This window comes from Mesorhizobium sp. B3-1-8 (assembly GCF_006439495.1).
Lineage (GTDB): Bacteria > Pseudomonadota > Alphaproteobacteria > Rhizobiales > Rhizobiaceae > Mesorhizobium.
Genome location: NZ_VFTK01000026.1, coordinates 38,912 through 59,449, shown reverse-complemented (window position 1 = coordinate 59,449; position 20,538 = coordinate 38,912). Strand labels below are relative to the sequence as shown.

Below are 20,538 nucleotides of genomic sequence, written 5' to 3'. Positions count from 1 at the left end.
TCTCCCCTCACGCCTTCGGCTTTTCGATATGGCCGCCGAAGGCGTAGCGCATGGCGGACAAAAGCTTGTCGGCGAATTGCGATTCGCCCTGCGAGGAGAAGCGGTCGAACAGCGCCGAGGACAGCACCGGCGCCGGGACGCCGGTGTCGATCGCCGCCTTCAGCGTCCAGCGGCCTTCGCCGGAATCGGAGACGCGGCCGCCGAACTGGGCGAGCGCCGGATCGCTCTTCAACGCGCCGGCGGTGAGATCGAGCAGCCAGGAGCCGATGACGCTGCCGTGCCGCCAGACCTCGGCGACGGCGGGCAAGTCGACGTCGAACTGGTAGTATTGCGGGTTTTCCAATGGGCTGGTCTCGGCGTCCGCGGTGCGCTGCCTTTTGCCGGCATTGGCCGACTTCAGGATGTTCATGCCCTCGGCATAGGCGGCCATGACGCCGTATTCGATGCCGTTATGCACCATCTTGACGAAGTGGCCGGCGCCGCTCGGCCCGCAATGGAGATAGCCGAAGGGCGCCGTGCCGGCATCCTTGGGCGGGTTGGCGCCCGCATCGGCGCCTGGCGCCAGCGTGGCGAAGACCGAATCGAGATGCTTAACCGCATCGTCGGGGCCGCCGATCATCAGGCAGTAACCCCGCTCCAGGCCCCAGACGCCGCCGCTGGTGCCGACATCGACGAAGTTGATGCCTTTCACCGCCAGCTTCGCCGCCTGGTCGACGGCATCGTGGTAGTAGGAATTGCCGCCGTCGATGATGATGTCGCCCGGCTCCATCAGTGCTGCGACCTGGTCGACGATCTTGCCGGTGATCGCGGCCGGCAGCATCAGCCAGGCGCAGCGCGGCTTGGCGATCTTGCCGACGAATTCCTCCAGCGAGGCCGCGCCAATGGCGCCGTCCTTGACCATGCCGGCGACGCTTGCCGAATTGATGTCGTAGACGACGCATTCATGGCCGTCGCGCATCAGGCGCCGCACCATGTTGGCGCCCATCCTGCCCAGTCCCATCATTCCGATCTGCATGGTTTCATCCCGATTGCTTGAGGAAAGAAGAAATCTACTGGCCCTGTTGCGTCGATTTATGACGCGTCGATGCCGACGCTGAAGTCGACATTCTCCCAACGCATCGCCCCGGGCCAGAAAAAAGTGAAGACGATGGTGGTTCCCGGCCGCAGGCGGCTAACGGGCAAATCCACCAGATGAATGCCGAACGCATTTTCGGCCGTCCTGCTGTCCTGCACGGTCAGCCATTTGTCGCTGCTCCAATGGACGACGCCGGGCGCCGACAATTCGACGCGAAGGGCCTTGCCGGCGGGAATGGAGCGGATCTTGTTGTTGAAGCGCCAGATCCGTCGCGGCGAGACCGTCTTGCCCTTGATGTAGCGCTCGACGCCCTGCGGCGGCAGGTCGAAGACGGCGCCGTCGCGCAGCGAGCGCAAAAGCTTGATGTGCTCGGCATGCGCCCAGACCAGCGGCATGGCGCTGCCGGAAGCGGCGCCCAGCCGCAATTCACGGTCCGGCATGTCCGGGCGATCCCAGACCTGTTCCGGCAGAAGGCCGCCGACGCCGGCCGAGCGTTCGAAAGTCTCAAGCAGTTGCGCCGCTTTGTCCTTGCGGCCGGCGGCCAACTCGTAATGGGCGCGCTCGCCGGCAAGCAGCGGCCACGGCCGCCCCCGGCCGGTGCCGTCGAAGGGTGCCCCGTCCTCATGCTCGCCATAGCCGTCGCCGGTATAGCGGTACCAGAGCGGCCCTTGCGGCAGATCGCGGCGCAGCTCGGCGTCGATCGCCTTGACGGTGTTGAGGATGCGCGGATCGTCAGCGGCTCTGAGCCCGAAACGCACCAGCGCCAGGGCATCCGGGCTGATGATGGCCTCGGCCGGTCTGTCGGTATCGGCCGGCGGCCGGTTCTTGATCGGCACGAAGCCGTCCTTCGGCGACGCGGCGCCGCCATCGTCGGGCGGGGCGATACGGACATAATAGCCTTCGATGCCCGCCCCGGCGCTTGCCGGGGTGCCGGTGACATAGGTCCAGCGCTCGATCTGGTCGTTCCAGCAATCGGCGATCTCGCGCAGGTAGTTTGCCGGCTCATTTTTACCGGAGGCGTCCAGCATGTCGGCAGCTGCGAGCAATGCGGCTATTTCCACGGCCAGCGTGAACGGGCTGTAGCCGGCGTCCTCTTCCCAGCGATCCTCGCCGGTGACCGGGCCGTTGCGCACGACATAGGCGGCCGCGTTCTCGATCATCGCCAGGAAGTCGGCGAGCTTCGACTTCGGCAGGTGACCGGCGCGGCGCAACGCATCGGCAAGCAGCAGCGGAAAGGCGCATTCGTCCATCTGGATGCCGGGCCAATAGGCGGTCCCGTCGGACCAGCAATTCTGCGGCCAATGGCCGTCCGGCTGCTGGATCGAACGCAGATAGGTGAGGATCTGCAGCGCCTGCCTGCTGTCACCGGCAGCGAGGAAGCCGCCCGCCGTCTCGACCAGGTCGCGCGGCCAGACGAGGTGATAGCCGCCGAGATCGTCGTCGCCCTTGTTGAAACCCCAAGGGATCGACAGGCTGGCAACGGCGGCGCCAAGCCTGGCGATCGACAGATGCGTCGCCAGCACCGCGCTGCTGACGCGGTAGGCGTTCAGACCGGAGGCGGCGCGACGGTCGAGTCTTTCCAGCCCAGCCTGGAATTTCCGCCAGTTCTCGACATAGGTTTTCGCAGCCGGCTCGAAGCCCTGTTTCAGGCTTGCAATTGCAAGGTCGGCGGCTTCCTCAGGCGAAGCGCCGAAGCCGAGCGCCAGCAAAGCGGCCGACTTGCCGGCCGAAAAGCCGATCTCGCCGGTCAGCGCGACATTGCCGTCCTCGGCCACCCGACTTGAGGGATCGAGCGCGCCGTTGTCGTGCAATTGCTGCCAGCCGTCGGAGAAGCCGACATAGCCGGCCGAGCAGGCGCCCCAGGGCAAGGAGGAGGCGAGCGCAAGCGATACGCCGCGTCCGGTGGCGAAAAGAATGCGCTGTCCCTTGTGCTCGCCGATCCAGGCGGTGTTGCCCATGCCGGCATTGACGAGATGCGGCGCCAGCAGCGCGTAGACGCGGTAATCGGCAGCCTGGCCCTTGAGGACGGTGAAACTGGTTTCCTGCAGCAGGACTGCTCGTTTCGGATCCGTAACAATGCGCTTTTCAATCCTGTAGGCACCGTCGGAAGCAATGTTGGTCAGCCGGTAGCCAGGGACACCGTCCTCGAAAGGTTCGACGGTGTGGGCCGCATCGCGCTTCTCTTCGGAAAAATAGCCGCCGGGACCGGTCACGACCAGCCCCAGGTCACGCGTGCAGGCGCTGTCGAGGCGCGGATAATAGATCTCGTTCAGAATGCCGTGACTGATGGTGAACCAGAGCGGGCTTTTTGCCGAAAGCGCGGTGCCGACACCGCTTTTGGCGCTTGATGTCCAGCGTGCCGGTATTCCGGGCGCGCCTCGAGCAACGGTCGGCGTCACTGCCATGCAATCTGTCTCCTGCCCGTGTTCCTAGACCATGACGCGGCGGCTTATCAATCGTCGCACCGCAAGTTGATCGACGGCGCCAAGGCTTTGCAGTTGACAGCTTGCGGTTCGTCTGAATTTGTCTGACAATAGATAAAAAACAGGGACTGCACGTAACGATCATCAGGCAATATCAGCAACCTCGGGAGGAACCGACATGAAGAAACTGCTCGTATTGAGTGCACTTGCGGCGATGCTCGCCTCGGGCACCGCGCTTGCCGACACCAGCGGCAAGAAGATCGCCTTCTCCAACAATTATGCCGGCAATTCGTGGCGCCAGGCGATGCTCGACAGCTACGGCATCGTCACCAAGAAGGCGGTCGACGACAAGATCGTCGCCGCGGCGGACGTCTTCACCACCGCCGACAAGGAAGTGCCGACCCAAGCCGCCCAGGTGCAGAACCTGATCCTGCAGGGCTATGACGCCATCGTCATCAACGCCGCCTCGCCGGATGCGCTCAACGGCGCCATCAAGCAGGCCTGCGATGCCGGCATAACCGTCGTCTCCTTCGACGGCACTGTCACCGAACCCTGCGCCTACCGCGTCGTCGTCGACTTCAAGGACATGGGCAAGCAGGAAGTCGAGCAGATGGCCAAGTTCCAGCCCAAGGGCGGCAATCTGCTGGAAATCCGCGGTCTCGCCGGCACCTCGATCGACGATGCCATCCATGCCGGCATCCTCGAAGGCGTCGCCGCCCATCCGGAGTTCAAGATCGTCGGTTCGGTGACCGGCGACTGGGACCAGACCACGGCGCAGAAGGCGGTGGCGACCATCCTGCCATCGCTGCCCGATGTCGTCGGCATCGTCGACCAGGGCGGTGACGGTTATGGCGCCGCGCAGGCCTTCGCCGCAGCCGGCAAGCCGCGCCCGACCATCATCATGGGCAACCGCCAGGACGAGCTGAAGTGGTGGAAGGAGCAGAAGGAAAAGGACGGCTACCAGACCTGGTCGGCCTCGATCGCGCCCGGCGTGTCGACGTTGGCCTTCTGGGTGGCGCAGCAGGTGCTCGACGGCCGCAAGGACATCCCGCACGATCTTCTGGTGCCTTATCTGGCCTTCACCCAGGACGATTTCGAGGCCGCGCTGCCGAACATCAAGGAAGGCGGCGTCGCCACCCACGAATACACGCAGGAAGACGCCATCGCGGCCATCAAGGCCAACATCAAGCAATAGTGGTGGGCAGGTTGCCGCCCGCATCGCCAACCGGATAAAAGTTGAGAATGCTCCAGGCTATTGCGGATATCGTCAGACTGGACGGCGCCGAAAAGCATTTCGGCGCCGTCCGGGCGCTTAACGGCGTCGACTTCCATGTCGGCGCTGGCGAATGCGTCGGGTTGGTCGGACATAACGGCGCCGGCAAGTCGACGCTCATGCACATGGTGGCCGGCACGCTGCGACCGGATGGCGGGCAGATCGCCGTGCGCGGCAATCAGGAGGCGAGCTATTCGGTGGCGCGGGCGCTCGAGCTCGGCATACGCTGCGTGTTTCAGGAATTGTCGCTCTGCCCCAATCTCAGCATTGCCGAGAATACGCGCATCAACCATCCCTCGCTCACCGGTTTCGGCTGGCGGCGCAAGGCCGCGGATCTCATCCGCGCCAAGCTCGACGAGATCTTTCCCGACCACGGCATTTCGGCGGACGATATCGCGGGCGACCTTTCGATCGGCAGGCGGCAGATGGTCGAGGTGGCGCGCGCCTTCACGCTGACCCGCGAGCCGCTGCACCTTGTCATCCTCGACGAGCCGACCTCCTCGCTCGATGCGCATACGGCGGGGCAATTGCTTTCATTCGTGCGCCGCTTCGTCGAAAAGGGCGGCAGCTGCATCCTGATCTCGCATGTGCTGGGCGAGGTGTTGCAGAACGCCGACCGCATCGTGGTGATGCGCGACGGCAAGGTGGTCGCGGCGGATGCCGCCAATGCCTTCGATCGCGATAAGCTGGTCGCCGCCATGGGTGGCGCCGAAGGGCATCACAAAGCCGCCGCCGAGGCCCGCAAGAGCGAGCCTGGCGCGCTCAGGGTTCGCGCGCGCCCGGCCAGGCAGCAGGACGGCAAGGAGCTTGTCGCCCGCGCCGGCGAGATCATCGGGCTTGCCGGCCTTGCTGGGCACGGCCAGACGGACCTGCTCCTGGCCATATTCTCAGCTGCCTCCCGCGCCAGGGCAGGCATCGAGGTCACCGCGCCGGTGGCGCTGGTCGCCGGCGACCGCCAGTCGGACGGCATCTTTTCGCAATGGTCGATCGCGCAGAATATCGGCATCCGCTCGCTGGCCCGGCTGCGCAACGGCCTGCTGATCTCGCCGCAGCGCGAGGCCGAGCTCGCCGAATTCTGGAAGCAGAAGATCGGCATCCGCACGCCGGACATGAACAACAACATCTTCTCGCTGTCGGGCGGCAACCAGCAGAAGGCGCTGTTTGCCCGCGCGCTCGGCTCCGACGCCGAGATCGTGCTGATGGACGATCCGATGCGCGGCGTCGATATCGGCACCAAGCTCGAAGTCTACGATCTCGTGCGCGAGGAGGCTGCCAAGGGCCGCACTTTCCTCTGGTACACCACAGAGACCGAGGAGCTCGACAATTGCGATCATGTCTATGTCTTCAAGAACGGCCGCATCGTCGCCAACCTTGGGCGCGACGAGTTGACGGAGGAAAAGATCATCCAGTCCTCGTTCGGCGATGCGGCCTGAGATGACCGCGATCGCTCCCGGCACGCTCCCGAAATCCTCGCCGCGCGGCAGCGCTGCCCGGGCGCGCCTGCTGCGCGGCCTCTTGCCGGCCTTGTCGCTGGCGCTGGTGCTGATCGCGATCGCCTGGCTCAATCCGCGCGCCATCAGCTATTTCGGCTTCAACCTGATGCTCAACCTGGCGATCCCGATCGCGCTGGCGACGATCGCGCAGATGTTCGTCATCGCCGGCAACGAGCTCGACCTTTCGATAGGGACGTTCGTGGGGTTTGTCGGCTGCGTGACTGCAACTTGGCTTAGGGATGCGCCGCTCATCGGCATCGTGGTTCTGCTGGGATCGATCGGCGTCTATGCCTTGCTCGGCGCGCTGATCCATCTGCGCAATTTGCCGTCGATCGTTGTCACGCTCGGCATGAGTTTCGTCTGGCAGGGGCTTGCCATCCTGGTCCTGCCCAAGCCGGGCGGCAAGGCGCCGGACTGGCTGCTTTCGATCATGTCCTTCAAGCCGCCCTACATCCCGTTTCCGATCCTTGCCGCGCTGCTGATCGCCGCGGTCGTGCATTTCGGCCTGATGCGCACGTCCTATGGCGTGATCCTGCGCGGTTCCGGCGGCAACGCCGCGGCGCTGAGGCGCGCCGGCTGGTCGTTGCTCAAGACCAAGGTCGTGCTGTTCGCGCTGACAGGCCTGTTCGGCGTGCTTTCCGGCATGGCGCTGATCGGCATCACCACCTCGGCCGACGCCAATATCGGCAACGGCTACACACTGCTGTCGATTGCCGGCGTCATCCTCGGCGGCGGCGAGTTCGTCGGCGGGCGCGTGTCGCCGATCGGCGCGGTGCTCGGGGCGCTGACGCTGGCGCTGGCCGCATCACCGCTCTTGACCTTCATGCACATCCCGCCCGACTGGCAGGTGGCCGCCAATGGCGCGATCCTGATCATCGTGCTTGCCGCGCGGGTGCTGATCAGCCGCAGGGAGAGGTAGCGATGGCCTCGCTGCGTATGGTGCTTGAAAAACCCTGGATCTGGTCCTTCGTCGGCGCGCTGGTCGTCTGGCTGGCAACGATTGTCTTCACCGGCGGCTATGGCGCCGGCGGCATGGTCACGGCGGCGCTCTCGCTTGCCGTCTTCACCGTCATCGTCGGCGTTGGCCAGATGTTCGTCATCACGCTGGGACCCGGCAATGTCGACCTGTCGCTGCCGGCCAATATCGGGCTGGCCAGCGCGGTCGCGATGAAGGTGATGGGCGGCAGCGATGCCATGATCGTCGTCGGGCTGCTCGCGGCACTTGCTTGCGGCGCCGCGATCGGCGCCATCAACTACCTGCTGATCTGGGCGCTAAGGATACCGCCGATCATCGCCACGCTGTCGGCGAGCTTCATCATCCAGTCCGTCGACATCAGCTATGGCCGCGGGTTGCAGATCAAGCCGCCGCCGGGTTTCGCCGACTTCACCAACTGGCAGGTGCTGGGCATTCCGGTGCTGGCGATGCTGACGGTGGTCTTCACCGTCGGCGCCGCGCTTGCGCTGCAGCGCATGATCTACGGCCGCTCGGTGCTGGCGATCGGCCAGAACATCCGCGCCGCCTGGCTCGCCGGCGTCCATGTCGGCCGCATCCGCTTCCTCACCTACACGCTGTGCGGTGCGCTGGGCGGCATCGACGGGGCGCTGCTCGCCGGTTATTTCCGCGGCGCCAATGTCGACATCGGCAACGAATACCTGCTGGCCTCGATCGCGGTCGTGGTCATCGGCGGCACCTCGGTCGCCGGCGGCAAGGCCAACGTGCCGGGCGTCTGGGGCGCCGGCCTGTTCCTGGTGCTCTTGCTCACCATGCTCAACACCTTCGGCGTCAGCGCCGGCGTGCGGCTGGTGCTGACCGGACTGATCATCGTCGGCGTAATCACGGCGGCCGGCGGCGAGAAGGCGGTGCGGTGAGGGTTCCCCCCGCCATTTCCCGGCGAGGCTAAGGTCTCGCCCTATTTAGCGGCCTTGGCCCGCGCGATCGCGTCGACGATCATCTTCTTGGCATATTTGGAGTCGTGCCAGCCCTCGATCTTGACCCACTTGCCGGGCTCGAGATCCTTGTAATGCTCGAAGAAGTGCTGCACCTGCTGGCGCGTGATTTCCGGCAGATGCGTGTATTCGGTGACGTTCTCGTAGCGCAGAGTCAGCTTCGGCGAGGGAACGGCAATCACCTTCTCGTCCTGGCCGGCATTGTCTTCCATGATCAAGACGCCGATCGGCCGAACATTGATGACGCAGCCTGGCACCAGCGCGCGCGTGTTGCAGACCAGAACGTCGATCGGGTCGCCGTCGCCCGACAGCGTGTGCGGCACGAAGCCGTAATTACCGGGATAGCGCATCGAGGTGTGCAGGAAGCGGTCGACGAACAGCGTGCCGGCCTCCTTGTCCATCTCGTATTTGATCGGCTCGCCGCCGATCGGCACCTCGATGATGACGTTGACGTCGTCAGGTGGGTTCTTTCCGGTCGCAATCGCTTCGATACGCATGATCTATCCCTCTCTCGATTCCAAGACCGATAGCGGGCGAAACGTCATGGTGCAATGCGGTGAATAGCACTGAACGCTAATGAAAGCGCACAGTTTGTGATGGCCTGTAACTTAGGCGACGCTAGTCATTCCAGACGAAGGCGACCTTCTTCAGCGCCTTCTGCTCGAAGACCTCGACGCCTTCGGCGATATCACGGCCGCCATTGCCGGCATAGAAGGCCAGGGCGTTGTGGTTGTCTTCCAGCGCCCAGACCACCAGGCCACGCAGGCCATGGTCGGCGAGCCGGGCCTTGGCCGCCTTGAACAGCCGGCTGCCGAGCCCGATGCCCTGGTATTCAGGACGCAGGTAAAGCTCGTAGATCTCGCCTTGCTGCCTGAGCTCGCGGGCGCGGTTCTTGCCGATCGTGGCATAGCCGGCGACCGTCCCGCCGATCTCGACCACCAGCACGGTGGCGGCGCGGCGAATCGCGTTGGCCCACCAGTCGACGCCGCGGCGGTTGATCATCGAGGTCAGCGTGCGGTGCGGGATGATGCCGGAATAGGCGCCGTGCCAAGCCTGCTGGTGCACCTCGGCGATGGCGCTCGCGTCGCGCGGCTCTGCCTTCCGGATGTCGATCGTCAGCGTGTTCATGATTGGTTAACCATAAACCCGCATCGGCTGATTGCAAAGAGTCCGCCAAACCCCTTCGACGCTTTCGCACAGGCGAAAGGCGCGTGAGCGGACAAGGCGCCTCAGATTTCGACGAGATGATCGTCGAGCTCGTTGGCGTCGCCTTCGGTCACCGGGAAATGCTCGGCGAGGACCGCGCCGACCGTGCCGATGGCCTTGACGAAGCCGTCGGGCAGCCGGTCGTCGCCGGCATGTTTCGTCAGGTCGCGCACAACGCCGTCCCAGACATGCTGGCCGACCTTGGCATCGATGCCGGCGTCGGCGACGACCTCGGCATAGCGCTCGGCGATGGAGACGAAGATGAGCACGCCAGTGCGCGCCTGCGTGCGGTGGACGTTGCGGGCCAGGAACTGCTTCATCGCATTGGCGTGCGCCGCCTGATAGCGCAGCCTTCTCGGCACGAAATGAATGCGCAAGGCGGGCAGAAACCAGAGCAGGGCAAGGACCGAGGCCTGCGCCAGCACTTGTGCCAGGACGAAATGCGGCAGCCGGATGGTCAGCCACAAGCCCTCCAGCCCGTAGGCGACGGCAAGGCTGGCGATGAACAGGCCGATCGTCGTCGTGAACGCAGCCGGAAAGAAGTAGCCGTCGCTGGCTCGAGCGACGACGCAGTAGATCTCGCCGTCGGTCTTCAACTCGGCCGCCCGGATCGCCTCGGCGATGCGGTCATGGTCCTCGGCGCTTATCGATCGCGTTGCCATGATGCCTCACCAGCTTCCCGAGGAGCCGCCGCCACCGGACGAGCCGCCGCCGCCGGAAAATCCGCCACCGCCGCCACCCGACGACCAGCCTCCGCCGCCCGACGACCAGCCACCGCCACTCGACGAGGAGGATCGCCGGCCAGGCTCGAAAGTCATGCCGAGCCAGCGGTAGCGGCCGGGTCCGATCTTCTGGCCGAAGATCGGCGGCAGCACCGTCATCGCGATCCCGCCGAAGAAGATCAGCGCCCAGATGGTGATGAAGATGGCGAAGAACAGGTCGTCGGAGTTGAACGGCGCCTGCTCGTTGCGCTTGCCGCGCGCTTCGAGCTCCTCCGGATTGCCCTCCAGCACCATGATCATGTCGTCGACAGCCTTGGTGATGCCGCCGGAGAAATCGCCGACGCGGAAAGCCGGCACCATGTCGTTCTCGATGATCAGCTTGGTGTGCAGGTCGGTGAGCGTGCCTTCGAGACCATAGCCGACCTCGATGCGCATCTTGCGGTCGTTGGGCGCCACCAGGAGCAGCACGCCGTTGTTTTCCTTGGCCTGGCCGAGCTTCCAGAAGCGGAACAGCCGGTTGGCGTAAGGCTCGATCTCCTCGCCGCCGAGGCTGGGTATGGTGGCGACGACGATCTGGTCCGAGCCTTTTGTCTCGAAGTCGGCAAGTTTCTGGGTCAGCGTCGCGCGCGTACCGGCATCGATGATGCCGGCGTTGTCGACGACGCGGCCGGTCAGCGCGGGAAGGTCGGCGGCGAGGGCGGCGAGAGGGAGGAGGAGAAAGGCAAGAAGGCCAAGATAGACGAGGTAGCCGCGAGGCACCCCCCTCTGGCCTGCCGGCCATCTCCCCCGCAAGGGGGGAGATTGATAGCTTCGTCGCCGGCTTTCTCTTTCAGACGCTGAAAATTGGCGAAAGCGCGGATGACGGCTGATCTCCCCCCTTGCGGGGGAGATGTCCGGCAGGACAGAGGGGGGTGTGAAGGAACTCAAGGCCTGCAAGCTCGATTAAATTTCAGTCGAGGCTCTCACCCGCCCTGCTTGGTGGTGCTCGTGCCGAAATCGACCTTCGGCACCTGCATCTTGTCCTCTTCCACCGTGAAGTTGGCGTAAGGTTCGTTGCCGCGGAACCACAACGTCGCCCACAGCACGGACGGGAAGGTCTTCAGCGTCAGATTGTAGTCCCTGACCGCCTGGATGTAGTCGCGTCGCGCCACCGCGATGCGGTTCTCGGTGCCTTCGAGCTGCGCCTGCAACGCCAGGAAGTTCTGGTTTGCCTTGAGGTCGGGATAGGCTTCCGACACCGCGATGAGCCGCGACAGCGCGCTGGTCAGCCCGGCCTGGGCATCCTGGAACTTCTTCAGCGCCTCGGGATCCTTCAGCGTGTCGGGCGTCACCGTGATCTGCGTCGCCTTGGCGCGCGCCTGGACGACCGCGTCGAGCGTATCCTTTTCATGCGAGGCATAGCCTTTCACCGTCTCGACCAGGTTCGGGATCAGGTCGGAACGGCGCTGATACTGGTTGAGCACCTCGCTCCAGGCCGCCTTGGCGTTCTCTTCCGCCGTCGGAATGGTGTTGTAGCCGCAGCCGGCAAGCAGCGGCAGCACGAAAGCCATCATCAGGAAGGCAGGCAGATTGCGGAAGACGGAAGGTGGTGAGAGGCGCTCTGTAATCATGGTTGGTCCCTCGACAGAAGTTGCATGCGAAGCATTACCACAATCCACGCGTAAGAAAATGTCCGGCCGATGACGCCGATTCCGACGCGGGCGCGAGCCGCTGTGAATAGTCGAGCGAACAGGATTCCCTCAATTTGTCTGACGCAATTCCGGTCGGAAGGCTACGGCGAAGTCGCCGAGTCTAAACGCTTCGCACTTTTCCTGGAATTGCTCTAAGCTCCGGGCAGGAAAGGGCAATTGCATGGCCGAGCGCCGGGACGACGAGACCGAATCGCGCCGCATCCTCGAACGCGTGGCGCGCGAGACGGCGCCGGGCGGCGCGTCGTTCATCGCACGCACGGCGAAGGACGCGCGCGACCGTGTCATCGCCGCCGACGCCGACCGCGCCGATCCCATCGAATATTGGGGAACCCGCATTGGCCGAACGCTCGGTTTCGTCATTGCCATTGGGCTATTGGCCTGGCTGGTGTATGCCGCCACACGTGGCGGCTAGGATTCAGATTCCATGAATGCAGAAAAAACCGACGCGCCGCGCGCGGTCATCGTCATCTCCAGCCATGTCGCCCGCGGTTCGGTCGGCAACCGCGCCGCGGTCTTTGCGCTGGAGACGCTGGGTTTCCCGGTCTGGGCGGTGCCCACCGTCATCCTGCCCTGGCATCCGGGCCACAGCCGGGCCACGCGCATCGTGCCGCCGCTCGATCAGTTCAAGGCGCTGATGGCCGATCTCGAGCGGGCGCCCTGGCTGGGCGAGGTGAGGGCCGTGCTGTCGGGCTATCTCGGCGAGGCCGGCCAGGCCGACGCGGTCGCCTCGCTGGTCGCCGCCGTCAAGGAAAAGACGCCGAACGCGCTTTACGTCTGCGACCCGGTGATGGGCGATTCCGGCGGGCTCTACGTGCCCGAGCCGACGGCCGTCGCCATGCGCGACAAGTTGATGCCGATCGCGGATATCGCGACGCCCAACCGCTATGAGCTGGAATGGATGGCGGGCGCGCCGCTGCCCGACATCAAGGCGGTGACGGCGGCGGCGCTTCATGCCGGCCCTTCGACCATGCTGGTGACCTCGGCGCCCGCCATGATGACGGGCGGCACCGGCAATTTCCTGCTCGACGGCAGCCAGGCGCTGCTTGCCGAGCACCGCGTGATCGAGAAGCCGCCGAATGGGCTCGGCGACCTGACGGCCGCCGTCTATCTGGCGCGCGTTCTCTCCGGCCAGGCGCCGGTCAAGGCGCTGCAATCGACCACCGCCGCGGTCTACGAGATCCTCGCCCGCACCGCCAAGCGCGGCGGCGACGAGCTGCAGCTCGAAACCGACGCGCAGAGCCTGTCGCATCCGATGGCCATGGTGCAGCTGCGCCACCTGCTGCATCCGGGGCGGGACAAGCGGGCGTGACGCCAGACGGCGGCCTGGCCGGCGTCGACGGCTGCAAGGCCGGCTGGATCGCCGTCCACCGCGAAGCGGGCGTCGCGCCGTCGGTTTCGGTCTTCCCGAGCTTCCAGTCGCTGCTCGACGCGCTGCCGAATGCCACCATCGCCGTCGACATGCCGATCGGCCTGCCGGATTTTTCGCGCAAGGGCGGCCGCGGACCGGAAGCGCTGGTGCGGCCGCTGCTCGGGGCGCGGCAATCGAGCGTGTTCGCCATCCCATCCCGAGCGGCGCTCTATGCCGACACCAGCGACTTCACCACGATCGAGGCCTGGTATGCGGCGCACCGGCTGGCAAGCGCGGTGGCGATGGAGACCTCCGACCCGCCGCGCGGCATTTCGATACAGGCCTTCGGTATTTTTTCAAAAATCCGCGAGATCGACCAGTTGGTGATCGCACGGCCCGATTTGCGTCGCCGCATCTTCGAATCGCATCCGGAAAGGGCGTTCTGCCGGCTGAATGGCGGCACGGCGATGGCCTTGCCGAAGAAGATCAAGGGCGCGGTCAACCCGGCCGGCATGGAGGAGCGCAAGGCGCTGCTTTGCCGGCATGGCTACGAGAAAGCCTTTCTCGACCAGGCAGCGCCGCGAGGCGCCGCGAGCGACGACTTCCTCGATGCGGCGGCGATGATGCTGATTGCCGGGCGGATCGCCAGCGGCGAGGCGCGACCGTCGCCCGATCCGCCGCTGGCCGACCGTTTCGGCATCCCCGTTGCCATCTGGGCGTGACGCATATCGGGCCGAGCCATGATTGCCGCAACGATTGCGACGCAGCGATCCGCAATTCGGCATTGCCCGCGACCGGCTTTTGCCGTTAGAGCCTTTTTCCATCGCAACGAGCTGCCGCCTCAACCCCCGGAAAGGCTCTAGCCGCCAATGCCCCATCTGCCCGAGCACCTGCTGAACGGCTACCGCAACTTCATGACCGGTCGCTATCCTACCGAAAGCGACCGCTACCGCTCGCTGGCGCGGGAAGGCCAGGCGCCGGAGACGATGATCGTCGCCTGCTGCGATTCCCGCTCGGCCCCGGAAGCGATCTTCGACGCAGGACCGGGCGAGCTCTTCGTGCTGCGCAATGTCGGCAATCTGGTGCCGCCCTACGAGCCGGACGGCGAATTCCATTCGACCTCGGCCGCGCTCGAATTCGCCGTGCAGAGCCTCAAGGTGAAGAACATCGTGGTGATGGGACACGGCCGCTGCGGCGGCATTCGCGCCGCGCTCGACACCAATGCGGCGCCGCTGTCGCCCGGCGACTTCATCGGCAAATGGATGAGCCTGATCGCGCCCGCCGCCGAGACGGTGGCTGCCAGCACGATGATGACGGCGACGGAGCGCCAGACGGCGCTGGAACGCATCTCCATCCGCTATTCGATCGCCAATCTCAGGACCTTTCCCTGCGTCTCGATCCTCGAAGGCAAGGGACGGCTCTCGCTGCACGGCGCCTGGTTCGACATCTCGACCGGGGAGCTCTGGGTGATGAACAAGGACACCGGCGATTTCGAGCGGCCGGAGCTGTGACGGAGGGATAATGCCCCGGAGCCGGTGGAAGGTCTTTCTCGCGGCGACGCTGCTCATGTCCACGATCGCCCGCGCCAGCGCCGATGACGGCGCCATCATCGACCGCTGGTACTCGGCGCTGCTGGTCGCCGACCGCACCGAATTGTCCGACCTGCTTGCCGACGACGTGCGCATGAAGCTCGACGACATCGGTGTCGTCCAGACCAAACAGGACTTCATCGCCTCGATCGACGAATGGCAGGGCGCGGTCGCGGGCGCCGCGATCCGCCACCGCGTCGAAAGGAGTGAGAACGGCGAGACCACGGTGCTCGCCTGCTACGACTTCCCCAGTAACGACACGCTGATGCGCGAGACCTTCACCGTCGCCGGCGGCCGCATTGTCGCCAGCACCCAGACGGCGGTGGCGCAAGATTGCAGCGCCTATTGAGGCGAAGCCCGAGTTGCGCTGTACGCGACACCGCCCTACATCCGGGCTGCCCTCCGCCTATCGAAACTCCCCGATTGGATCTGCCCATGTCAAAAACCGTCGATCTCGCCGCCCATCCGCTGACCGTCTGGCAGGGGCCGCTCGGCCTGCCGGATTTCTCGCGCGTCGGCGACAATGATTTCGGACCTGTCTTCGATGCGGCGCTCGAGGCGCATCAGGCCGAGATCGACGCGATCGCCGGCAACAGCGAGACGCCGACCGTCGAGAACACGCTGGCAGCGCTCGAACTCGCGGGTGAGGCGCTCGACCATGTCTCGTCAATCTTCTGGTGCCGCGCCGGCGCCCATACCAACGACACGATCCAGGCGATGGAGCGCGAGGTTTCGCCGAAGATGTCGCGGCATTTCTCGGCGATCTCGATGAACGAAAAACTGTTTGCCCGCATCGACGACCTTTACCAGCGGCGCGACAGCCTCAAGCTCGATGCCGAAACGCTGCGCGTGCTGGAGAAGACCTGGAAGGGCTTTGTCCGGTCGGGCGCGAAACTCGACGCCCATGGCAAGAAACGGCTCGCGGCCATCAATGAGGAGCTTTCCTCGCTCGGCACCAAATTCGGCCAGAACGTGCTGGCCGACGAGCGCGACTGGGCGCTGTTCCTCGACGAAGCCGATCTTGCCGGCCTGCCCGATTTCCTGAAGAGCGCCATGGCCGAAGCGGCCGAGATCCGCGGCCAGAAGGGCCGCTATGCGGTGACGTTGTCGCGCTCGATCTATGAGCCGTTCTCGACCTTTTCCGAGCGCCGCGACCTGCGCGAGATCGCGTTCAAAGCCTTCATCATGCGCGGCCAGAATGGCGGTGCCTCCGACAACACCGATGTCGTGCGCGACATGCTGAAGCTGCGCGCCGAGAAGGCGAAGCTGCTGGGCTACGGCTCGTTCGCGGCGCTCAAGCTCGACGATACGATGGCCAAGACGCCGAAGGCCGTGCACGACCTGCTCGATCCTGTGTGGGAGAAGGCGCTCGAAAAAGCCGCCGCCGACCAGAAGGAGCTGGAGCGGCTGGCAACCGAAGCCGGCAGCAACGAGAAATTCGCGGCGTGGGACTGGCGCTTCTACCAGGAAAAGCTGCGCGCCGAGAAATTCGCATTCGACGAGGCGGAGCTGAAGCCCTACCTGCAGCTTGAGCGGGTCATCGAGGCCTGCTTCGACGTCGCCACCAAACTGTTCGGCATCACCTTCGAGGAGAAGAAGGGCATCGCCGCCTGGCATCCCGATGCGCGTGTCTTCGTAGTCAAGAATGCCGACGGCAGCGAGCGCGGCCTGTTCCTGGCCGACTATTTCGCGCGGCCCTCAAAACGCTCCGGCGCGTGGATGAGCGCGCTGCAGTCCGGCTACAAACTCGGTCATGGCGCCAAGCCGGTCATCTACAACATCATGAATTTCGCCAAGCCGCCGGCCGGCGAGGCAGCACTTCTGTCGGTCGACGAGGCCAAGACGCTGTTCCACGAGTTCGGCCATGCGCTGCATGGCATGCTGACCGACGTCGACTGGCCGTCGGTTTCGGGCACGTCGGTCAGCCGCGATTTCGTCGAACTGCCTTCGCAGCTGTACGAGCATTGGCTGACGGTGCCCGCGGTGCTGGAAAAGCACGCGCTGCACGTCAAGACCGGCAAGCCGATGCCGAAGGCGCTGCTCGACAAGATGCTCGCCGCCCGCACATTCGGCGCGGGTTTCGCGACGGTCGAGTTCACTGCCTCGGCGCTGATCGACATGGCTTATCACGCGCGGCCGGACGCGCCTGCCGAGCCGCTTCGATACGAAGCCGAGACGCTTGAAAAGCTGCATATGCCCGACACGATCGCAATGCGCCATCGCACCCCTCATTTCGGCCATGTCTTCGCCGGCGACGGGTATTCAGCCGGCTACTATTCCTACATGTGGTCGGAAGTGCTCGACGCCGATGCCTTCGCGGCTTTCGAGGAGACGGGCGATCCCTTCAATCCCGCGCTCGCCGAGCGGCTGCGGAAGAACATCTATGCCGCGGGCGGCTCGAAGGACCCGGAGGAGCTCTACACGGCGTTTCGCGGCAAGATGCCTTCGCCCGAGGCGATGATGGTGAAGCGCGGGCTGGTGTGATTGGCTAATCTCCCACAAGGGGGGAGATTGGCAGTTTCCACGGATCCGCGACCCTCGGCCAGATCGGCCTCGTCAGCTTCCTGTAATCCGTCTTCGCCGGATTGCTCGGATAGGAACTCGGTGCCGCGACGTAGATGATCTCGGCGGCGATCGGCGCGAAGCCGGCGTAGAAATGGTTGGTCGACTTGATCAGCAGGATGTCTTTCGCCAGCGGATCGATGCCGACGTTGGAAAAGATATCCGGCTCGAAGGTCTGGGTGCGGTTGGTGTTCAAGATGATTTCGACCTCGGTGCCTTCGATGCGCACCAGCGCCGATGGCCCCAGCGTCACGCGGCTCGGGCCGAAGCTCTGCCAGCCCTCATTGGTGGTCTTCAGCACCGTGACGCGGGCGTCGATCGGCTCGCCGGCCTGAGGCCCGGCCTTGCCGCCGAAGCGCAGGTCGATGACGGCGCCTTCGCCGGCCGCGTGGCAGAAGGTGACCGCGATCGGATCCCAGATTGTCGCCACGCCGACCTTGTCGATTCCGCGCTCAAGCAGCTCGCGCAGCACGATGGTGCCGTCGCCAGGCACGCCGCCGCCCGGATTGTCCCAGATGTCGGCGATCACGACCGGCTTGTCCTGGCGCTCGGCCCGCACAGCCAGCGCCTGCTCTATGCCTGCCGAGGCGGAAAGCATCGTCATCGCTGTCTTTTCACGCAAGGCGTAGAGCTCGCGCCCCAGCGTTTCCGCGAGCTTGTCGCCCTTTTCCTTGTCGTTGTCGGTGACGACCAGGATGCGCGTGCCCATCTCCGGCACGTCGGCGGCCATGAAGCCGTGGATGACCGAGACCGACAGCACGCCGTCCTTGCCATGCAGCGCCTTGATCCTGTCGACGAAGGAGCGCATCGGCTCGCGGCTGGTTGGCAGCACCTGGATCATGCGGCAGTCGAAGGTCGAGATCACCGGCTTGATCTCGCCGCGCGCCGCGGCAAGGCCAAGCTCGACGACGTGTTCGCCGCGCTCGTAGAAATCGGTGTGTGGGAATTCGAGGAAATAGGCCATGACATTGCAGGCCGCGACGCGTTTCGGCGTCAGGTGGCTATGCGGATCGAACTCGGAGGCGATCACCACCTTTGGGCCGACGATGGCGCGCACGCGTTCCAGCAGATCGCCTTCACAATCATCATAGCCTTGCGCGACCATGGCGCCATGCAGGCCGAGGATCACCGCATCGACCGGCAGCGCGGCCTTGAGCTGATCGAGGATCTCGTCGCGCAGCGCCTCATAGGTCTGGCGCTGCACGAGGCCGCCGGGCTCCGCCCAGGTGGCGGTGCCTTCGATGACCGTCAATCCTTCCTTGGCCGCGCGTTTGCGCAAAGCCACGATCGGCGAGGAGCAGAGCGTCGGCGTCTCCGGGTGCTTGCCCGGACCGGCATAGAAGGCCATCTCGAACGAGGCCCGGTCGGTCGGCACCGGCGAGAAGGTGTTGGTTTCCGTCGCCAGCGAGGCGGTGAAGATGCGCATGAACGCTCCGTAGCGGAATATCGGCTATTTGACGGCGCCGAGCGCCAGTCCGCGGACCAGATAGCGCTGCAGCCAGATGAAGAGGATCGCCACCGGCAGTGTCGCCAGCAGCGTGGCCGCCATGACATGGTGCCACTCGATCGTATAGCGGCCGGCGACCAGCGAGAAAACCTGGATCGGCAGCGTGTAGCTTTCCTGGCTGCGCAGCATGGTGAGCGCGACGACGAACTCGTTCCAGGCGTTGATGAAGGTGAAGATCGCCGTCACGGCGATCGCCGGCAGGCAGAGCGGCAGGAAGACCTTGCGCAGCGTCAGCCAGCGGCCGGCGCCTTCCATCCAGGCCGCCTCCTCGAGGTCGCGCGGAATGGTGTCGAAATAGCTCTGCAGCATCCACACCGTGAAGGCGACATTGAAGGCCATGTAGATGAAGCCGAGCGCGGTGGTCGATTCGACCAGGCCCCAGGCGGCCATCAGCCGGAACAGGCCGAGCACCAGCACGATCGGCGAGATCATCTGCGAGATCAAAAGGAACTGGCGGAACGCGCCATGGCCGGCAAAACGAAAGCGCGACATCGCGTAGGCCGCCGGCACCGAGATCAGGATGGCGCCGATGGTCGCGAGCGCCGAGACATAGAGCGAGTTGACGAGGGCCTGGCCGAAGCCGGTCGCCACCCACATATCGGCGAAATTCGACCAGCGGAATTCGCTCGGCCACCAGGTGGGGGTGAGCACCTCCGTGCGCGGCTTGACGGCGGTGAGGAACATCACGGCGAAGGGAAAGATCGTCACCACGATCAATGGCAAAAGCAGCAGCCAGGCGATGATGGTGCGTTTCAGCTTGCTGGTCATGCGCGCTGCTCCCGCATGGCAAGCCGCACATAGATCATGGTGAAGACGAGCAGGATGGCGAACATCACCAGCGACACCGCCGAGGCTTCGCCCAGCTTACCGATGCGGAAGGCGAGCTTGTAGAGATGCGTGACCAATATGTCGGTCGAGTTCGCCGGCCCCCCTTGAGTCATCACCCAGATGATCGGGAAGGAGTTGAACACGTAGATGGTGTTGAGCACGATCGCGATGTTGATGAAGGGTTTCAAGAGCGGAAAGGTGATCTCGCGGAACTGCTGGAAAGGCGTGGCGCCCTCGAGCGCCGCGGCCTCATAGAGATCGTCGGGTATCGATGACAGGCCGCCGAGGAAGATCGTGGTGGTGAAGGGTACCGTCACCAATATGCCGATCAGCACCTGCATCGGGAAGGCGGTCTCGGCGCTCGCCAGCCACTGGATGTTCTGGCTGATCAGGCCGAGCTTCATCAGCGCCGAGTTCAACATGCCGCTCTCGCCGCTGAGCGCCCAGCGCCAGACCACCGCGGTCATGGTCAGCGACACTGCCCAGGGCAGCATGATGATGACGCGGGCGAGGCCGCGGCCATAAAAATCCATGTTGAGGATCATCGCCACCGGGACCGACAAAAGCAGCGCGCCGCCGACCACCAGCACGGTCCACAGCCCGGTGCGCCAGAGCGCCGCGACGAAATCCGGATCGGCGAACAACTCGGCGAAGTTGGCGAAGCCGCTGAACTCGCGCAACTGGCCGAAGCGGTTGACGTCATGCGTCGAGATCTGCAGCAGATCCCAGACCGGCCAGAAGATCACCACCGCCGCCAAGAGCAGGCTGGGGAGCGTCAGCAGATAGGGCAGGATCCGGCTTTGCATCGGCTGGATGGCACCGTGTTGCAGTGAATATGACTTGCCGGGGAGGTGTGGCGCGCTCCGACGGGGTG

The 20,538-nt window shown here is 64.9% G+C and carries 20 protein-coding genes; 10 read left to right on the top strand and 10 right to left on the bottom strand.

Features of this window, described 5'->3' with window-relative positions:
* Nucleotides 1–7: 7 nt before the first annotated feature.
* Together gnd and FJ424_RS22845 are read right to left on the bottom strand one after the other, a co-directional pair.
* Nucleotides 8–1,015 carry a phosphogluconate dehydrogenase (NAD(+)-dependent, decarboxylating) gene (gnd, locus tag FJ424_RS22850; RefSeq protein ID WP_140658694.1) on the bottom strand — a complete coding sequence of 336 codons (1,008 nt, stop codon included), beginning with the start codon at nucleotides 1,013–1,015 and terminating at the stop codon, nucleotides 8–10.
* Nucleotides 1,016–1,071: 56 nt separating this feature from the next.
* Nucleotides 1,072–3,480, bottom strand: coding sequence for a glucan 1,4-alpha-glucosidase (locus FJ424_RS22845; RefSeq protein WP_140658695.1), 2,409 nt, complete (start codon nucleotides 3,478–3,480; stop codon nucleotides 1,072–1,074).
* A 196-nt stretch (nucleotides 3,481–3,676) separates the two neighbouring features.
* Between FJ424_RS22845 and FJ424_RS22840 the strand changes: the two genes are divergently transcribed.
* From FJ424_RS22840 to FJ424_RS22825, 4 genes are read left to right on the top strand one after another with little or no spacing between them, the layout of a single operon-like run.
* The gene (locus tag FJ424_RS22840) at nucleotides 3,677–4,693 is read left to right on the top strand and encodes an ABC transporter substrate-binding protein (RefSeq protein WP_140658696.1); all 1,017 of its coding nucleotides are present in this window, start codon (nucleotides 3,677–3,679) and stop codon (nucleotides 4,691–4,693) included.
* A gap of 47 nt (nucleotides 4,694–4,740) precedes the next feature.
* Nucleotides 4,741–6,204, top strand: a complete 1,464-nt coding sequence (locus tag FJ424_RS22835) for a sugar ABC transporter ATP-binding protein (RefSeq protein ID WP_140658697.1) — start codon at nucleotides 4,741–4,743, stop codon at nucleotides 6,202–6,204.
* 1 nt (nucleotide 6,205) lies between these two features.
* A complete protein-coding gene (locus FJ424_RS22830; protein ID WP_181181663.1) occupies nucleotides 6,206–7,183 on the top strand; it encodes an ABC transporter permease in 978 nt (325 codons plus the stop codon).
* 2 nt (nucleotides 7,184–7,185) lie between these two features.
* The gene (locus tag FJ424_RS22825; protein ID WP_140658698.1) at nucleotides 7,186–8,133 is read left to right on the top strand and encodes an ABC transporter permease; all 948 of its coding nucleotides are present in this window, start codon (nucleotides 7,186–7,188) and stop codon (nucleotides 8,131–8,133) included.
* Nucleotides 8,134–8,174: 41 nt separating this feature from the next.
* Here FJ424_RS22825 and ppa read toward each other — a convergent pair whose 3' ends face one another.
* The 5 genes from ppa to FJ424_RS22795 form a co-directional block, all read right to left on the bottom strand.
* On the bottom strand, nucleotides 8,175–8,708 hold the full coding sequence (gene ppa, locus FJ424_RS22820; protein ID WP_112101830.1) for an inorganic diphosphatase: 534 nt from the start codon (nucleotides 8,706–8,708) through the stop codon (nucleotides 8,175–8,177).
* Nucleotides 8,709–8,829: 121 nt separating this feature from the next.
* Complete coding sequence (locus tag FJ424_RS22815) at nucleotides 8,830–9,339, bottom strand: GNAT family N-acetyltransferase (protein ID WP_140658699.1); 510 nt, start codon at nucleotides 9,337–9,339, stop codon at nucleotides 8,830–8,832.
* A gap of 101 nt (nucleotides 9,340–9,440) precedes the next feature.
* Nucleotides 9,441–10,079, bottom strand: coding sequence for a TPM domain-containing protein (locus FJ424_RS22810; RefSeq protein ID WP_140658700.1), 639 nt, complete (start codon nucleotides 10,077–10,079; stop codon nucleotides 9,441–9,443).
* 6 nt (nucleotides 10,080–10,085) lie between these two features.
* Nucleotides 10,086–10,898, bottom strand: coding sequence for a YgcG family protein (locus FJ424_RS22805; RefSeq protein WP_181182160.1), 813 nt, complete (start codon nucleotides 10,896–10,898; stop codon nucleotides 10,086–10,088).
* 203 nt (nucleotides 10,899–11,101) lie between these two features.
* Nucleotides 11,102–11,749: a LemA family protein gene (locus FJ424_RS22795; protein ID WP_140658702.1), complete on the bottom strand. Its 648-nt coding sequence runs from the start codon at nucleotides 11,747–11,749 to the stop codon at nucleotides 11,102–11,104.
* A gap of 241 nt (nucleotides 11,750–11,990) precedes the next feature.
* Here FJ424_RS22795 and FJ424_RS22790 point away from each other — a divergent pair, with 241 nt between their 5' ends.
* The 6 genes from FJ424_RS22790 to FJ424_RS22765 all read left to right on the top strand — a co-directional run bounded on the left by FJ424_RS22790 (nucleotide 11,991) and on the right by FJ424_RS22765 (nucleotide 17,251).
* Entirely contained in the window at nucleotides 11,991–12,242 is a 252-nt protein-coding gene (locus FJ424_RS22790) for a hypothetical protein (protein ID WP_140658703.1), read from the top strand.
* Nucleotides 12,243–12,254: 12 nt separating this feature from the next.
* Nucleotides 12,255–13,139 (top strand): pyridoxal kinase PdxY, encoded by an 885-nt coding sequence (pdxY, locus tag FJ424_RS22785; RefSeq protein ID WP_140658704.1) that lies wholly within the window; start codon nucleotides 12,255–12,257, stop codon nucleotides 13,137–13,139.
* Nucleotides 13,136–13,900 (top strand): DUF429 domain-containing protein, encoded by a 765-nt coding sequence (locus tag FJ424_RS22780; RefSeq protein ID WP_140658705.1) that lies wholly within the window; start codon nucleotides 13,136–13,138, stop codon nucleotides 13,898–13,900. The genes pdxY and FJ424_RS22780 overlap by 4 nt, the downstream gene beginning before the upstream one ends.
* A gap of 147 nt (nucleotides 13,901–14,047) precedes the next feature.
* Nucleotides 14,048–14,689, top strand: coding sequence for a carbonic anhydrase (locus tag FJ424_RS22775; RefSeq protein ID WP_140647046.1), 642 nt, complete (start codon nucleotides 14,048–14,050; stop codon nucleotides 14,687–14,689).
* A gap of 10 nt (nucleotides 14,690–14,699) precedes the next feature.
* Complete coding sequence (locus FJ424_RS22770) at nucleotides 14,700–15,116, top strand: nuclear transport factor 2 family protein (protein ID WP_140658706.1); 417 nt, start codon at nucleotides 14,700–14,702, stop codon at nucleotides 15,114–15,116.
* Nucleotides 15,117–15,196: 80 nt separating this feature from the next.
* Nucleotides 15,197–17,251, top strand: coding sequence for a M3 family metallopeptidase (locus FJ424_RS22765; protein ID WP_140786377.1), 2,055 nt, complete (start codon nucleotides 15,197–15,199; stop codon nucleotides 17,249–17,251).
* Nucleotides 17,252–17,255: 4 nt separating this feature from the next.
* Here FJ424_RS22765 and FJ424_RS22760 read toward each other — a convergent pair whose 3' ends face one another.
* The 3 genes from FJ424_RS22760 to FJ424_RS22750 are packed head-to-tail and all read right to left on the bottom strand — an operon-like array spanning nucleotide 17,256 to nucleotide 20,470.
* Nucleotides 17,256–18,755, bottom strand: coding sequence for a M81 family metallopeptidase (locus FJ424_RS22760; protein ID WP_140659272.1), 1,500 nt, complete (start codon nucleotides 18,753–18,755; stop codon nucleotides 17,256–17,258).
* A gap of 24 nt (nucleotides 18,756–18,779) precedes the next feature.
* Nucleotides 18,780–19,604 (bottom strand): carbohydrate ABC transporter permease, encoded by an 825-nt coding sequence (locus tag FJ424_RS22755; protein ID WP_140659273.1) that lies wholly within the window; start codon nucleotides 19,602–19,604, stop codon nucleotides 18,780–18,782.
* A complete protein-coding gene (locus tag FJ424_RS22750; RefSeq protein WP_140659274.1) occupies nucleotides 19,601–20,470 on the bottom strand; it encodes a sugar ABC transporter permease in 870 nt (289 codons plus the stop codon). The genes FJ424_RS22755 and FJ424_RS22750 overlap by 4 nt, the downstream gene beginning before the upstream one ends.
* Between the last annotated feature and the right edge of the window lie 68 nt (nucleotides 20,471–20,538).